The 14,852-nt window shown below is 71.7% G+C and carries 12 protein-coding genes; 3 read left to right on the plus strand and 9 right to left on the minus strand.

The features are described 5' to 3' along the window. Positions 1-57: 57 nt before the first annotated feature. Positions 58-927: an alpha/beta fold hydrolase gene (locus AB0412_RS27560; protein ID WP_366405277.1), complete on the minus strand. Its 870-nt coding sequence runs from the start codon at positions 925-927 to the stop codon at positions 58-60. A 172-nt stretch (positions 928-1,099) separates the two neighbouring features. Next, positions 1,100-1,546 (minus strand): MarR family winged helix-turn-helix transcriptional regulator, encoded by a 447-nt coding sequence (locus tag AB0412_RS27565; RefSeq protein ID WP_366405278.1) that lies wholly within the window; start codon positions 1,544-1,546, stop codon positions 1,100-1,102. A gap of 88 nt (positions 1,547-1,634) precedes the next feature. Between AB0412_RS27565 and AB0412_RS27570 the strand changes: the two genes are divergently transcribed. Continuing rightward, entirely contained in the window at positions 1,635-2,009 is a 375-nt protein-coding gene (locus AB0412_RS27570; protein ID WP_366405330.1) for a cupin domain-containing protein, read from the plus strand. A gap of 95 nt (positions 2,010-2,104) precedes the next feature. On the opposite strand, the gene AB0412_RS27575 is transcribed toward AB0412_RS27570, so the two are convergent. Then, complete coding sequence (locus AB0412_RS27575) at positions 2,105-3,073, minus strand: hypothetical protein (RefSeq protein WP_366405279.1); 969 nt, start codon at positions 3,071-3,073, stop codon at positions 2,105-2,107. Continuing rightward, the gene (locus AB0412_RS27580) at positions 3,070-6,621 is read right to left on the minus strand and encodes a DNA polymerase III subunit alpha (protein WP_366405280.1); all 3,552 of its coding nucleotides are present in this window, start codon (positions 6,619-6,621) and stop codon (positions 3,070-3,072) included. Before AB0412_RS27580 ends, AB0412_RS27575 begins: the two co-directional genes overlap by 4 nt. A gap of 176 nt (positions 6,622-6,797) precedes the next feature. Here AB0412_RS27580 and AB0412_RS27585 point away from each other — a divergent pair, with 176 nt between their 5' ends. Next, positions 6,798-7,844 (plus strand): DUF3533 domain-containing protein, encoded by a 1,047-nt coding sequence (locus AB0412_RS27585; protein WP_366405281.1) that lies wholly within the window; start codon positions 6,798-6,800, stop codon positions 7,842-7,844. 91 nt (positions 7,845-7,935) lie between these two features. Here AB0412_RS27585 and AB0412_RS27590 read toward each other — a convergent pair whose 3' ends face one another. The 4 genes from AB0412_RS27590 to AB0412_RS27605 form a co-directional block, all read right to left on the minus strand. After that, the gene (locus tag AB0412_RS27590; protein WP_366405331.1) at positions 7,936-8,982 is read right to left on the minus strand and encodes a S1 family peptidase; all 1,047 of its coding nucleotides are present in this window, start codon (positions 8,980-8,982) and stop codon (positions 7,936-7,938) included. Between the two features lie 306 nt (positions 8,983-9,288). After that, positions 9,289-10,155: a slipin family protein gene (locus AB0412_RS27595; RefSeq protein WP_366405332.1), complete on the minus strand. Its 867-nt coding sequence runs from the start codon at positions 10,153-10,155 to the stop codon at positions 9,289-9,291. Between the two features lie 206 nt (positions 10,156-10,361). Beyond that, entirely contained in the window at positions 10,362-11,270 is a 909-nt protein-coding gene (locus tag AB0412_RS27600; RefSeq protein WP_366405282.1) for a S1 family peptidase, read from the minus strand. Between the two features lie 308 nt (positions 11,271-11,578). Continuing rightward, positions 11,579-12,808 (minus strand): DUF5685 family protein, encoded by a 1,230-nt coding sequence (locus AB0412_RS27605; RefSeq protein WP_366405333.1) that lies wholly within the window; start codon positions 12,806-12,808, stop codon positions 11,579-11,581. Between the two features lie 290 nt (positions 12,809-13,098). Between AB0412_RS27605 and AB0412_RS27610 the strand changes: the two genes are divergently transcribed. Beyond that, a complete protein-coding gene (locus tag AB0412_RS27610) occupies positions 13,099-13,536 on the plus strand; it encodes a cell division protein SepF (RefSeq protein ID WP_366405283.1) in 438 nt (145 codons plus the stop codon). A gap of 48 nt (positions 13,537-13,584) precedes the next feature. On the opposite strand, the gene AB0412_RS27615 is transcribed toward AB0412_RS27610, so the two are convergent. After that, complete coding sequence (locus AB0412_RS27615; protein ID WP_366405284.1) at positions 13,585-14,784, minus strand: acyl-CoA dehydrogenase family protein; 1,200 nt, start codon at positions 14,782-14,784, stop codon at positions 13,585-13,587. Between the last annotated feature and the right edge of the window lie 68 nt (positions 14,785-14,852).

Raw genomic sequence — 14,852 nt, forward strand, 5'->3', positions numbered from 1 at the left:
CTGTCCGGCGGCTCAGGCCGGACAGGCCCCGGTGTGTCTCCGGCTCACCTACACGTGTCAGTCGAGCACCGAGGCACAGGTGGTCGGGCTCGCGTGGGCCGGGTCGAGGGCGTTGGCGATCTCGTGGAAGGCGATGCGGTCGAACAGTGCGATCGCCAGGTGCTCGGACAGGTCGAGCGGGCACAGGTCCTGGAGCAGCACGTTGCGCACGTTCGGGCCGTTCAGGAACTGGTTGCGGTACGGGGTGAGCACCTCGTCGTACTTGGTGACGAGGACGGTGTAGCGCACGCCGGGTACGGTGTCGCCGCCCGCGTTGAGCTTGGTGAGGAAGTCGGAGCCGGTGACCTGCTGGGCGAGGGCGGGGGTGGCGGTGCTCAGCAGGTCCTCGGCGCCGGGGAAGTACGGCAGCAGGTTGGCCAGGCCGAGGAGGGTGGTGCCGTGGTTGTTGGGCGCGATGCCGACCAGGGCGTTCACCTCGTCGGCTCCGCCGAGGAACTTGAGGTAGTAGCGGGGCATCATGCCGCCCTGGGAGTGGCCGACGACGTCGGCCTCGGCGGCGCCGGTGGCGGCGAGCACCTTGTCGACGAACGCGTCGAGCTGTTCCGCGGACTTCTCGATCGGGCCGAGTCCGTGGAAGAAGGGGACGCCGGGGAGCTGCCCGTAGTCGAGGGAGAAGACGCAGTAGCCGCGGTGCTTGAGGTAAGGCGCGAGGCCGAGCCAGTTGTCGACGGAGTTGCCGAACGTGCCGTGCACCAGGACGACCGGGCGGGGATGGGCGGCGGAGGGCTTGCAGGAGTAGTCGTTCCAGCCGCGGCTGGGTGCGGCGGTGTCCGCGGCATGGGCGCCGGTGGCGGTGGGGACGGTGACGGCCGCGGCGGCCAGCAGCAGGGCGGCGAGCGGTCTGAGCGCACGTTTCCAGGGCAGCATCGCGTGATCTCCTTGCGATTCAAGGGGAAGGGTGGGGTCCTTACGCCCTGTGATCCGGATCACGAGGATGCTGTTCACTCGTCAAGTTACGGGCGAGTAGCCTCGCTGGGAAGTTACGCGTCAGTAAAAACTTCCAGTGATAGCCAACACCGGAACCGCACCTGACAGCACATCACCAACCAGGCCGAATGGGCCCGTTGGGCGCGATCCGCGCCAACCGCTCCCACAGCAGCGCCAGATCCGCCTCCCCCAGCACCTCGCCCCAGCCCCGCACGGCCTCCGCGGCCGACTCCTCGGCGGCCCGCGTGCACGCCCACCCCCGCTCGGTCAGCACGACCAGCCGGGCCCGCGCGTCCGTCGGGTGCGACCGGCGCTCGACGAACCCCCTGCGCACCATCTCGTCGACCAGCTGACTGGCGGCCTGCTTGGTCACTCCGAGGTGCGCCGCGAGTTCGGTGACGGTCGCACCGCCGGCGGCCAGCCGGGCGAAGGCGAACCCGTGCACGGGCCGCACCCCCTCGAACCCCCGGGCGGCCACGCCCTCGTGGATGCGCTGAGTGAGCTCGCCGGCGGCGGCGAGCAGGGCGACGGACAGGGCCATGGCCTCGGAGTTCTGCACGAGGGCATTGAAACACCCTTGACGGGAAGGTCAACCTGCTTGACCATATGGTCAAGCAGATTGACTATCCATGAGCCAGGAGCCCGTCATGCCCGTCGTCCGCGCATCCGAAGCCGTCACACACGACCTCCACGGCGCCCGTTTCGTCTCGTACGCCGGCCCCCGCACCGGTTCTCGGGAACTGTGCGCCTGGCGGACCGAGATCCCCGCCGGTACCGACACCCCCGCGCACACCGTCAGCCGGGAGGAGATCCTCCACGTACTCGACGGCGAACTGCGCGTCACCCTCGACGGCCACACCGAACACATCACCGCGGGCGACACGGTGATCATCAACCCCGGCGCGACCCTCACCCTCACGAACCCCACCGCCCGCCCGGCGACCACCTGGGTCACCACCTCCGTCGGCCTGGAGGCCGAACTCCCCGACGGAACCCGCATCGCACCGCCGTGGGCGAACTGAACAGGTCGGGCGAAACGCGCCCCCGAAGGGGCGCGGGGAACTGCGCGACCAGCCGCAACGACGCCGCGCTCGAACCACCGACCGCAGCGCAACGTTCACGCCACCAGCGCCCCCGGCATCACCGCCCGCGGCCCGAACTTCGCCCGCACACGGTCCGCGACCTCCTCCAGACGGCGCACCTTCTCGTCCACCGGGTCGAAGGTGAGCTGATGGGAGGCCGTCTCGGCGGGGTCCAGGCCCTCCACGCGCAGGGCGATCGCGCGGACCCGGGCACGCTGCAGACCGAGCGCCTCGTACATGCCGTATGCCGCCCGAGTCAGCGCAGCGGAATGCGCCGTCGGCTCCGCCAGCGTGCGGCTGCGAGTCGTCGCCGAACGATCGGCATAGCGCACGGTCAAGGTAAGAGCCCGGCAGACCTTGTCCACGGCACGCAGCCGGGCGCCCAGCTCCTCGGCGGCCGAGAGAAGCGCGCGGCGGTGCCGGTCAGGGCTCAACTCATCCCGATCGAAAGGGCGTTCGGTGGCCAGTGACCGGGAGACGGCGTTCGGGACGACCCGGCCGCGGTCGACGCCCTGCGCCTTCTCGTGCAGCTCCCGGCCGGCCTTCGCGCCCACCAGCCGCTGGAGCGTGGACAGCGGCGCGCCGGCGACCCGGCCGAGGGTGTCGAGGCCGTACTCGCACAGGGTGCGGGCGGTCTTGGCGCCCACGCCGGGCAGCGCGGCGACGGGCTTGTCGGCGAGGTACCGCGCCACCGCGTCCCCCGGTACGACGCCGGTCACCCCGGGCCGGGCGTCCCGCAGTGCCATACGGGCCAGCATCGGTCCCGGCCCGGCGCCGATCACACAGTCGACGCCGTGCAGCGCGAGGGCGCGGACCCGGATCACCGAGGCCAGTTCGACCGCGGTGCGCCCGAAGTACCGCTCGGCGCCGCGCAGATCGGCCAGTGCCCCGTCCGGCGGCAGGGCCTGGACGACGGGCGTGAACTCCTCCAGCAGCCCGAGCAGCCCCGGCAGGGCCGCCTCGTACATGGGCGGCAGCTGGAAACGTACGCAGAGAATGGTCATCCCGCACTCCCCGGACTCTGGTGCCACAACTTCCTTCCCACCGCGGGCCCCTCGCCCGCGGGGCGCAGATCGGCCCAGGGGTGCATCTCGTACCCCGTGGGCATACGGATCCTCCGGTTCTCCCTCGGGCCGCGGGCCGCGGAACCGGCCGGCGCGGGCTGCCCGTCCGAGCCGGCGACCCGCCCGCGGACCGCGCCGTCGCCTTCACCGTCCCCGTCGCCTTCACCGTCTCCGTCGCCGTCAGCGCCTCCGGGTCCGCTTCCGGCGCCCGTCCGCTCCGCCAGCCGCGCGGCGACCCCCTCCAGCCCTCCCTCCTGCCGCACCTCCAGCAGCTCGGCGAGGTTCCAGGCAGCGGAGCCGACCACGCTGAGGCTGCGCGGGCCGCGGCGCTGCACCACCCCGCGCACCAGCAGCAGCCAGGAGTGGAAGACGGTGTGGGCGCAGGCGTCGTGGGAGTCGTCGAAGAAGGCGAGGTCGACCAGGCCCGTACCGTCGTCCAGGGTGGAGAAGATGACCCGCTTGCCGGAGCGGACGGGCGGCGTCTGGGTGGCCGCCTTGGCGCCCGCGACCAGCACCGTCTCCCCGTGCCGGGCCTCGCGCAGCCGCCGCGCGGAGACCACGCCCAGCTCCGCCAGGAACTCCCGGTGGTCGTCCATCAGATTGCGCGAGGCGTCCATGGACAGCACGCCCAGTTCGGCGCTGAGCTTCTCCGCCGAGGTGAGGTCGGGCAGCCCGGTCGAGGCGGTCCTCCGCCCGCCGGACAGCGGGAGCTGGTCCCCGCGTCCGCCGCGTGCGCCCCGGTGCAGTTCGGTCAGGTGCAGTTGCAGGTCGCGCCGGTTGGCGCCGAACGCGTCCAGCGCGCCGACCTGGGCCAGCCGCTGGGCGATCGGCCTGCTGGGCCGGGCACGTTCCCAGAAGTCGAGGAGGGAGGCGTACGGCTGGCCCTCGGCGATCCGCGCGGCCTCGGCCTCGCTGATGCCGTGCACGTCGGAGAGCGCCAGGCGCAGTCCCCAGACCTTTGATTCAGACACCAGTTCGATCCTGTGTGCGACCCCCGACTTGTTCACGTCCAACGGCAGGATCGGCACCCCGCGCCGCCGCGCGTCCGCCAGCAGCAGCCGCTTCGGATACATCCCGGGGTCGTGGGTGAGCAGCCCGGCGTAGAAGGCGGCCGGGTGATGCGCCTTCAGCCACGCCGACTGGTAGGTCGGCACGGCGAAGGCGACGGCGTGCGCCTTGCAGAAGCCGTAGGACCCGAAGGCCTCGACGATCTCCCAGGTCCGCTGAATCGTTTCTGCGTCATAGCCCCGGGCCGCCGCGTGCTGGGCGAACCACACCTTGATCCGCCCCTGCGACTCCGGGTCGGACAGCCCGCGCCGCACCCGGTCCGCCTCGCCGCGTCCGCAGCCGGTCATGATCGAGACGATGTCGATGACCTGCTCGTGGAAGACGACGACGCCGTACGTCCCCTTCAGTGGTTCCTCCAGGTCGGGGTGCGGATAGCGCACCGGGGCCCGCCCGTGCCGGGCCTCGATGAACGGCCGCACCATGTCGGCGGCGACCGGACCGGGCCGGAACAGGGAGATGTCGACGACGAGATCGTGGAAGGTGGCGGGCTGGAGCCGCCCCACCAGGTCCCGCTGGCCCGGGGACTCGATCTGGAAGCAGCCGAGCGTCTCGGTGGACCGGATGAGCGAGTACGTCGCCGGGTCGCCCTCCGGCACCGCGTCCAGGTCGATCCGCTCCCCCGTCGCCCGCTCCACCTCGGCGACCGCGTGCGCCATCGCCGACTGCATCCGCACGCCCAGCACATCGAGCTTGAGCAGCCCGAGGTCCTCCACGTCGTCCTTGTCGAACTGCGCCATGGGGAAGCCCTCACCGCTGGTCGGCATGACCGGCGTACGGGTGAGCAGGGAGGCGTCGGACAGCAGCACTCCACAGGGGTGCATGGCGATCCCGCGCGGGAGCGCGTCGAGGGCCTCGACCAGCTCCCACAGCCGCCCGTACCTCTCCTGCTCCCCCGCCAGCTGCCGCAGTTCGGGCAGCTCCTGGAGCGCCGCGCGGGCGTCGCGGGCGCGGATGTGCGGGAAGGACTTGGCGACGCGGTCGATCTCGGCCGGGTCCATGGACAGCGCGGCGCCCACATCGCGGATGGCGTGGCGTACGCGGTACGTCTCCGGCATGGCGACCGTGGCGACCCGCTCTGTGCCGAACCGGTCGATGATCGCGCGGTAGACCTCCAGCCGGCGCGCGGACTCCACGTCGATGTCGATGTCGGGCAGCACGACCCGCTCCTTGGACAGGAAGCGCTCCATCAGCAGCCCGTGCTCGATCGGATCGGCGTGCGCGATGCCGAGGAGGTGGTTGACGAGGGAGCCCGCGCCGGAGCCCCGCGCGGCCACCCGGATGCCCATGTCCCGGACGTCGTCGACGACCTGGGCGACCGTCAGGAAGTACGAGGCGAAGCCGTGGTGGGCGATGATGTCCAGCTCGTGGTGCATCCGCTCCCAGTACGCGCGGCGCCCGGCGTAGCCGCGCAGCACCATGCCCGCCGTCGCCCGGGAGGCCAGCGCCCGCTGGGCGGTGCGCCGGCCGGCGCCGACGAGGTGCGGCTCGGGGAAGTGGACGCTGCCCATGCCGAGGTCGTCCTCGGGGTCGACCAGGCACTCGGCGGCCGTGGCCTGCGTCTGTTCGAGAAGTCTGTGGGCCGCCTCGCGCCGGAAGCCCGCGGCCTCCACGATCCGCTCGGCCACCTCGGCCATGGTGCCCGCGTCCTTGAGCCAGGCCTCACCCGAGTCGAGCCCTTTGGCCGGGTCGACGGGGACCAGCCGGCGTGCGGCGTCCAGGACGTCGGCGACCGGGCCGAGGCCGGGGTCGGCGTAGCGGACGGCGTTGCTGAGCACGGGGCGGACGCGCTGTTCGGCGGCGAAGCCGAGGGTGCGGGCGGCCAGGCGCAGGGAGCCGGGGCCGGTGCCCTTGCGTCCGTGCCAGACGGTCTCCAGGCGCAGGGCGTCGCCGTAGACCTCCCGCCAGGGGACGAGCAGCCGGGCGGCGCGGTCGGGACGGCCGGCGGCCAGGGCGCGGCCGACGTCGGAGTCGGGGCCGAGCAGCACGGTCAGGCCGTCGGCGTGGTTGTCCTCCCAGGACAGCAGCGGGAGCCCCTCGCTGGTGTGGGCGGCGGAGACCAGACGGCACAGGTCGGCCCAGCCACGGGCGCCGGCCCGGGCGAGGAAGGTGACGCGGGGGGCCGATTCGTCGATGAAGGCACCGCCGCGCACCGGGGTACGGCGCCTCTCCCGCCGTACGGACTCGTCTCCCCCCGAGGTGGCGGGGGCCGACACCGCGAGCTCCGCTCCGAACAGCGGGCGGACGCCCGCCTTGGCGCAGGCCTTGGCGAAGCGGACGGTTCCGGCGAGGGTGTCGCGGTCGGTGAGGGCGAGGGCGTCCATGCCCTGGTCGGAGGCGCGCTCGGCCAGCCGTTCCGGGTGGGAGGCGCCGTAGCGCAGGGAGAACCCGGAGACGGTGTGCAGATGCGTGAAACCCGGCACACGCACCTCCCGCACTCGTGAGCCCCGGTCGAGTCACGATCGACCCGGAACCGACTCTCGAACAACTGTTCCCAGCTACCTCACCCCCACCATAGACCAATTTTCGAATGCGTGTGCGACATCCGTTCGGCCCCGTCCCACCTGCGCAAACACCCGGCCCCTCGCACCGTGGGGGCATGACGCAGAGCACCGGCGCCGACATCCCGCAGAGCTCGTTCCTCGGCGAGGTGAAGGACGCCGTCACCCCGCGCGCCACGCTGCTCGTGGTCGGGGTGATCGTGCTCCAGCTGCTGTTCATCGCCTCCTACGTCGGAGCCCTGCACGACCCGAAGCTGCGGGACGCCTCCTTCGGTGTCGTCGCACCCCCGGCCGCGGCCCAGCAGGCGGTGACCCGGCTGGAGCGGCTGCCCGGCTCGCCCCTGGACCCGCGCACGGTGCCCGACGCGTCGGCGGCCCGGCAGCAGATCCTGGACCGGGACCTCGACGGCGCGCTGATCCTCGATCCCGCGGGCACCACCGACACCCTGCTGGTCGCCACCGGCGGCGGCACCGTCCTCGCCACCTCCCTGGAGCGGCTGGTCACCACCCTGGAGAAGTCCGAGCGGCGCTCGCTGCGGGTCGTCGACGTCGCCCCGGCCGCCGGCCGGGACGCCAGCGGGCTGTCGTCCTTCTACCTGGTGGTGGGCTGGTGCGTGGGCGGCTATCTGTGCGCGTCGATCCTGGCCATCAGCGCCGGCGCCCGTGCGGCCACGCCCCGCCGCGCGGTGATCCGGCTGGGCACCATGGCCGTGGTCGCGATCGTGGGCGGGCTCGGCGGTGCCGTGATCGTCGGGCCGATTCTGGGTGCCCTGCCGGGGAGCGTCGCGGCCCTGTGGGGGCTGGGCGCGCTGATCACCTTCGCGGTCGGCGCGGCCACCCTCGCCCTGCAGGGCGTCTTCGGGATCGTCGGCATCGGCGTCGCCATCCTGCTGGTGGTGATCCTGGGCAACCCGAGCGCCGGCGGCGCGCTGCCGCCCGCGCTGCTCCCGCCGTTCTGGGCGGCGATCGGCCCGGCCCTGCCGCCGGGCGCGGGCACCTGGGCGGCCCGCTCGATCGCGTACTTCAAGGGCAACGACGTGACCGTCGCGCTGCTGGTGCTGTCGGCGTGGGCGCTGGCGGGCATCGCGGTGACGCTGCTGATGGCGGCGCTGCGGACGAGGGAACAGCGGCCGCAGGCCGCCTGACCGGCGCCGACCGGGCGGACGACGGCCCTGCCGCGCACACGAGAAGTCCCGCCCCTCACGCGCGGGGCGGGACTTCACGAGAAGTGGGTGCTCAGCCGATCTGCGTGCCGGTCGCCGACAGGGCCTCCGTCACCGGCTGGAAGAAGGTCTCGCCGCCCGAGGAGCAGTCGCCGCTGCCGCCGGAGGTCAGGCCGACCGCCTTGTCGCCCGAGAACAGCGAGCCGCCACTGTCGCCGGGCTCGGCGCAGACGTCGGTCTGGATCAGGCCGTTGACGATGTCGCCGTTGCCGTAGTTCACGGTGGCGTCCAGGCCGGTGACCGTGCCGGAGTGCACCTGGGTGGTGGATCCGCTGCGGGTGACCTGCATGCCGACGGTGGCCTCGGCGGCGCCGGAGATGGCCTGCGTGGAGCCGTCGTAGAGGTTCACCTCGCTCGGGTGGGCCACGTCGGCGGTGTACTTGACCAGGCCGTAGTCGTCGCCCGGGAAGCTGGAGGCGGCGTTCTCACCGATCACGTTGCCCGACGAGTCCGACCATGTGGAGATGCCCTCGGTGCAGTGCCCGGCGGTGAGGAAGTGCGGCTCCCCGCCCTTGGTCACGTTGAAGCCGAGCGAGCAGCGCCCGCCGCCTCCGGTGATGGCGTCGCCGCCCGCGATGAAGGGCTTGTACTCGCCCTGGGTGCGCTTGAGTTCGGCCTTGGCGCCGAGTCCCTCGACGACCTCGGTGAGCTTGGCCCACTCGGCCTTCGAGACCGTGCGGTCCGCGGTGACGACGACCTTGTTGGTGGTCGGGTCGGTCACCCAGGAGGTGCCGGGGATGGTGGCGTCCTGCTTGAGGGTGGTGCGCGCGCTCTTCAGCTCGGCGAGGGAGTTCGCCACGACTCTCGCCTTGGCTCCGGCCGATTCGACGGTCTCGGCGGCGGCCTCGTCGAGCACGTTCACCACGAGGCTCTTGCTCTTCGCGTCGTAGTACGTGCCCGCCGCGTCGGCGCCGAGGTCCTCGGCGAGGGTCGAGGCGAGCTTTCCGGCCGCCGTGACCGAGAGGGTCCGGGGCGCGGAGTCGGCCGGGGTCTCGCTGGCGTTCGCAGTCTGGAAGGTGACGCCGGCTGCGACGAGGGCGACAACGCCCGCTCCGGCCATCGCGGCACGCCGCTTGGGTATGCGTCGGTGCTTCAACTCACGTCCTCCTGTGGGGGGACGGCCCGGGAGGTTGTGGGGACCTCACGAACCGGAAGGCGTACGGCCACGGGGGCGGCGCGCAAGAAAAAAGCCGCGCCCGTGCCGGTTGAACGGCGCCTACTCTTCCGAACCCCACAGGGCGCACACAAGGTCGACTTCAGGACGCGCGTACGGCAACGGACGTACGCCCCCTATGTCCTGACACGTCGTGGCCCCACCGGCCGGTTCAGTCTGCAAACACTACGAGCGAGTAACCGGTGGCGTGTTTCATGAGGTCTGCGGGTGGCTGGAAATCGACGCCGCGGGGTCCGAATCCGAACGGTGCGGAACAGGGGGCGGTTGCTCCGGGGACGGGGGCACGGCCGGCGGTGCCGGCTGGGCGGCGCGTTCCAGGAAGCGCAGCAGCTCGACCGGGAAGGGCAGCACCAGCGTGGAGTTCTTCTCCGCGGCGACCGCCACCACCGTCTGCAGCAGCCGCAGTTGGAGCGCGGAGGGGGTGTCCGCCATCTGCTGGGCCGCCTCGGCGAGCTTCTTCGACGCCTGGAGCTCGGCGTCGGCGTTGATGACCCGCGCCCGGCGCTCCCGGTCCGCCTCCGCCTGCCGCGCCATCGACCGCTTCATGGTCTCCGGCAGGGAGACGTCCTTGATCTCCACGCGGTCGATCTGCACGCCCCAGCCGATCGCCGGGCTGTCGATCATCAGCTCCAGACCCTGGTTGAGCTTCTCCCGGTTCGACAGCAGATCGTCCAGATCGCTCTTGCCGATGATCGACCGCAGCGAGGTCTGCGCCATCTGCGAGACGGCGAACTTGTAGTCCTCCACCCGCACCACGGCGTCGGCCGCGTCCACGACCTTGAAGTAGACGACCGCGTCGACCCGCACCGTCACGTTGTCCCGCGTGATGCCCTCCTGGGCCGGCACGGGCATCGTGACGATCTGCAGATTGACCTTCCGCATCCGGTCCACGAACGGCACGATCATGGTGAACCCGGGCCCGCGCACCTGGGGGCGGAGCCGGCCGAGCCGGAAGACCACCCCGCGCTCGTACTGCTTGACGACCCGCGCCGCCGCCGTCACATAGACCGCTCCGGCGGAGGCCAGCGCCACTCCCGCCGTCACCAGTTCCTCGACCATCACGGCCCCCAGGGTCCGAAGTGGCGCATCAGGTGATCCCACGCGGCCGGTGCCGCCCGGCGCGTCCCGGTGTGTGCTTCGACGGTAACTCCGTGGCCGCTACAAGGGCGAGCCCCCGCACCCGGGTTGGGTGCGGGGGCTCGCCGTGCTGCCGGCTGCGGTGAAACAGGTGGGACCGGTGGGGCGGTCCCGTGGGGGGAGAGACCTCAGTAGACGCTGACGCCGTAGGCGCTCAGGGCCTCCGTCACCGGCTGGAAGAAGGTCGTGCCGCCGGAGGAGCAGTTGCCGCTGCCGCCGGAGGTCAGACCGTACGCGGTGCCGTTGCTGCCGTAGAGCGGCCCGCCGGAGTCGCCGGGCTCGGCGCAGACCGTGGTCTGGATGAGACCGGAGACGACGTCGCCGCCGCCGTAGTTCACGGTCGCGTTCAGCGCGGTGACCCGGCCGCTGTGCGTACCCGTGGTGGAGCCGTCCCGGATGACGGTGGTGCCCACGCTCGGGGTGGCCGCACGGGTGATGTCCACGCCGTTGGCGGTGCCGGGCTTGCTGATGGACGTGTTCGTGTACCGGACGATGCCGTAGTCGTTGCCCGGGAAGCTGGAGCCCGCGGTGGAGCCGAGCACCGTGGTGCGGCCGGAGTTGGCGTACCAGGTGCCCGCGCCGTCGGTGCAGTGACCGGCGGTCAGGAAGTACTGGGTGCCGTTGCTGGCACGGACGTTGAAGCCGAGGGAGCAGCGCCAGCTGCTCGCGTAGATGGCGTCACCGCCCTGGATCAGCTTGGTGAACTTGCCCGGGGTGCGCTTGATCGTCAGCGCGTCGGCGTTGTCGCCGGCCTGCTGCTTGATCTTGGCGATCTCCGCCTGGGAGACCGTGCTGTCGACGGTGACGAGCACCCGGTTGGTCTTGCTGTCGACCGCCCAGGCGGTGCCCGGGACGTCGGCCTTCAGCACGGAGCCGCTGACGCTCTTGAGCTCGGCGGAGCTGAAGGTGCTGGGGGTGTCGGACGCGTTCGCGCTGGGGACCGCGATCGCGGCAGCGGCCACGAGGCCGGTGGAGACGGCGATCAGCCGGGTCCGTCTCGAAATGCCGCTGCGAGGGGTGGTGCGCTTGATCCTCACTTTTCGTTCCTCCACAAAGGAAGTCGGGGCCCTCGTGGGGTTGTGGGCCCGTGAGGCGCAGCCAGGGGGCCGGTTCGTCCGGATTCCGGACACGCCGTGCCCCTGACAAGCGCTGTCGGTGAGTATTCGGCCGACCGACCGGTCGGCGCAAGGGTGCCTTTCGGACGTCAACCTTTGAACCATCTGTGTGACTTGACCCGCGCCGTGAGCCAAGTCACCTGTGAACACGGCATGTCAGGGCATGGTGAGCCCGGGCACCCCGCCCCCGGAGATGTCCGGAAGTCATCGTTCCGGATGGTCCGCCGGTCCTAGCAGCCGTCGCAGGGGCAGCAGCAGTCGCACCCGTCGCAGTCGCGGCAGCAGCCCTCGCGCTTCTTGCGGGACCACGGTCCCTCGTACTCCTTGGCGCAGCACAGCTTGCAGGTGCAGCACAGCAGCCAGAACATCCCGCAGCCGGCCCAGAACCCACGCCGCTGCGGAGGCTGGGGGGCGGCCCCGCCACCGGGGCCGCCGAACCCACCACCGCCACCACCGGGCACTCCCCCGCCGCCGGCGTACGGATTCCCGCCCGCGTACGGGTTCCCTCCGCCGTACGGGCTTCCCCCGGCGTAGGGGTTCCCACCGGCGTAGGGATTCTGCGGAGGCTGACCGTGCGCTCCGGGCTGGTGGGACGCGCACACCGGCACCGTGCCGAACGCCCGGTCCACCGAGCGCCGTACCTCGTGCACGAGCAGCAGATGCGCGAGCCCGCGGTCCGCGAACTCGACCTCCCGCAGCGCCAGCCGGATGCCGTGCACGGCGTCGTCGGCGAGCCGGCGGGCCTCGCTGAGCGGGGTGCCGGTCGCGGTGAGCGGGTTCCAGGCACCCGACGCGGCGTCAGCCGCCCTGTCCTCCACGGCGTCCAGCAGGTGCGCGAGGCGTCCGAAGAGGCGCCCGGCCTCGGCGAGCGGCGCGGCGTTGTGCGGGCGCCCGGCGAGCACCGCGGTGTGCGCGAAGGCCGCGGCGGTGGCGGTCTCGGTGGGTTCGGTGACCGTGAGGATCGGGGTGCCGGGTCCGGCGAGGGTCTCCAGACCGGTCTGCCGGTCCACGGCGTCGAGGAGGACCGCCGTGTCGAACCCGATGTCCGAACCGGTGCGGGCTCCGGCCCGGTCCCAGTTCGCGGCGACCCGGCGGGCGGCGAGCGCCACCGGCCGGCGGGCCAGCAGCCCGTCGCCGTCGGCGACATGGTCGCGCACCTTGGCCGAGGCGAGCACCAGAGAGACGGCCGCCGCGAGCCGCGCGCCCTCACCGTGCGCGACGGACGCGGTCCGCATCCCGCGGAGCGGGCACGGTCCCGCCGTTCGCCGTCCCGCTTCCGCCGAACCCGCCTGAGCCTCCGTCAGAACCGAGATGAGAAGCCCGTCGTAGTTGGTGACGATGCGGGCGAGCTGCCCGTGGTCCCCGCGCAGGGCGAGGCACAGCCCGCACAGATGCGCCATCCACTGGGCCGTGAGCTTCTCACCGAGCCGATGCCGACAGGGCCTGACCATTCCGAACACGATGTCCCCCGTGAAGTAGTACAAGCTGAGCGGCGGGCATCGTATCGGCCCACGCATTCACCCGTACGCACCGCTCATCACCCGTACGCCGCGAAGAGTCATATTTCACTCACAGTCAGCAGCCGTTTACATCAAGACCCTTGGGAAACACGGACTCTCGACGGATCGGTCGTGCACCAGTACCGTCACAAACCCCCCGTGCGGCGTCTATCCACTTGGCGCTCCATCCGCATCATGGACGACCATAGGGGTGCGGAAAGCAAGCAAGACCGCTGTGAGAGGAGGCGTCCATGGGATCGGTACGCAAGGCAAGTGCCTGGCTGGGCCTCGTCGACGACAACGAAGACGAGCGTTACTACGACGACGACTACTCCGACGGGGCCGAGTCCGGGGACGCCTGGGTCACCGATCCGCGGGTCAAGGTGGCCGCGGACGTCGCCGAGGAGAAGGGCCGCCGCATCGGCACGATCACCCCGGACAGCTTCCGGGACGCCCGCGCGATCGGCGAGCTGTTCCGGGAGGGGGTTCCCGTCATCATGAACCTCACCGCCATGGAGGCCGCGGACGCCAAGCGCGTGGTCGACTTCGCCGCCGGGCTGATCTTCGGTCTGCGCGGCTCCATCGAGCGGGTGTCCAACCGTGTGTTCCTGCTGAGCCCGGCCGACACCGAGGTGGTCAGCGGGGAGCCGGCCGCGCACCGGTCGGACGGCTTCTTCAACCAGAGCTGAGGCAGGGCCGCTCACCGGCCCTGCCTCCTCCCCTGGTTACGGCCGGATCTACCGGAACGCGTCGATTCCGGTGAGCGCCTTGCCCAGCACGAGCTGGTGCATCTCGACGGTGCCCTCGTAGGTGAGCACCGACTCGAGGTTCGTCGCGTGCCGCATCACGGGATATTCGAGCGAGATCCCGTTGGCACCGAGAATCGTGCGGGCCGTACGGCAGATGTCGATGGCCTCGCGGACGTTGTTGAGCTTGCCGAAGCTGACCTGCTCCGGACGCAGGCGGCCGGCGTCCATGCGCCGCCCCAGATGATGGGCGAGCAGAATCCCCTTGTGCAGTTCGACCGCCATGTCGGCGAGTTTGGCCTGCGTCAGCTGGAATCCCCCGATGGGCCGCCCGAACTGCTCCCGTGACCTCGCGTAGTCGACCGCGGCATCGAAGCAGCTGCGCGCCGCGCCCATGGCACCCCAGACGATCCCGTACCGGGCGTGCGACAGACAGCTCAGCGGGCCGCGCAGCCCGGTGACCTCGGGCAGCACGGCATCGGCGGGCAGCCGTACGTCGTCGAGGACCAGCTCGCTGGTGACGGAGGCGCGCAGCGACCACTTGTGCTTGATCTCGGGGGCGGAGAAACCGGGGACGTCGGTCGGCACGGCGAAGCCCCGGATCCCGTCGTCGGTCTGCGCCCACACCACGGCGACCCCGGCCACGGAGCCGTTGGTGATCCACATCTTCCGGCCGTTGAGCACCCAGTCGGAGCCGTCCCGCTTGGCGTAGGTGCGCATCGAGGCCGGGTCGGAGCCGTGGTCGGGTTCGGTGAGCCCGAAGCAGCCGATGACCTCGCCGGCGGCCATCCGCGGCAGCCACTGCTGCTTCTGCTCCTCGCTGCCGAAGCGGTGGATGGCGTACATCGCGAGGGAGCCCTGCACGGACACCAGTGAGCGGATCCCGGAGTCGGCCGCCTCCAGCTCCAGGCAGGCGAGGCCGTACTGCACGGCGCTCGCGCCCGCGCACCCGTAGCCGTCGAGGGACATGCCGAGCGCGCCGATCCCGCCGAGCTCCCGGGCCAGCTCACGGATGCCCGGCAGTTCGCCCTTCTCGTACCAGTCCGCGACGTACGGCAGCACCCGGTCCGCCGCCCATCCCCGCACGGTGTCCCGGATCGCCAGGTCCTCCGGCTCCAGCAGATCGTCGATGCCGAGCGGATCGGCGGGATCGAAGGGGGGCAGCTTCGAGGACTTCGGCGACGGGGACATGGGGCACCCTCCGGAAGAATTTAACTAGCAGTGCTAGTCGTGGCTCGCCGGCCGACACTACGACGCAG

Source organism: Streptomyces sp. NPDC052012, assembly GCF_040689265.1.
Lineage (GTDB): Bacteria > Actinomycetota > Actinomycetes > Streptomycetales > Streptomycetaceae > Streptomyces.

Excerpts from the sequence above, each read along its gene's own strand:
- AB0412_RS27560 (WP_366405277.1), bottom strand. The coding sequence starts at position 927 with ATGCTGCCCTGGAAACGTGCGCTCAGACCGCTCGCCGCCCTGCTGCTG.
- AB0412_RS27570 (WP_366405330.1), top strand. The coding sequence starts at position 1,635 with ATGCCCGTCGTCCGCGCATCCGAAGCCGTCACACACGACCTCCACGGC.
- AB0412_RS27575 (WP_366405279.1), bottom strand. The coding sequence starts at position 3,073 with ATGACCATTCTCTGCGTACGTTTCCAGCTGCCGCCCATGTACGAGGCG.
- AB0412_RS27585 (WP_366405281.1), top strand. The coding sequence starts at position 6,798 with ATGACGCAGAGCACCGGCGCCGACATCCCGCAGAGCTCGTTCCTCGGC.
- AB0412_RS27590 (WP_366405331.1), bottom strand. The coding sequence starts at position 8,982 with ATGGCCGGAGCGGGCGTTGTCGCCCTCGTCGCAGCCGGCGTCACCTTC.
- AB0412_RS27595 (WP_366405332.1), bottom strand. The coding sequence starts at position 10,155 with ATGGTCGAGGAACTGGTGACGGCGGGAGTGGCGCTGGCCTCCGCCGGA.
- AB0412_RS27610 (WP_366405283.1), top strand. The coding sequence starts at position 13,099 with ATGGGATCGGTACGCAAGGCAAGTGCCTGGCTGGGCCTCGTCGACGAC.
- AB0412_RS27615 (WP_366405284.1), bottom strand. The coding sequence starts at position 14,784 with ATGTCCCCGTCGCCGAAGTCCTCGAAGCTGCCCCCCTTCGATCCCGCC.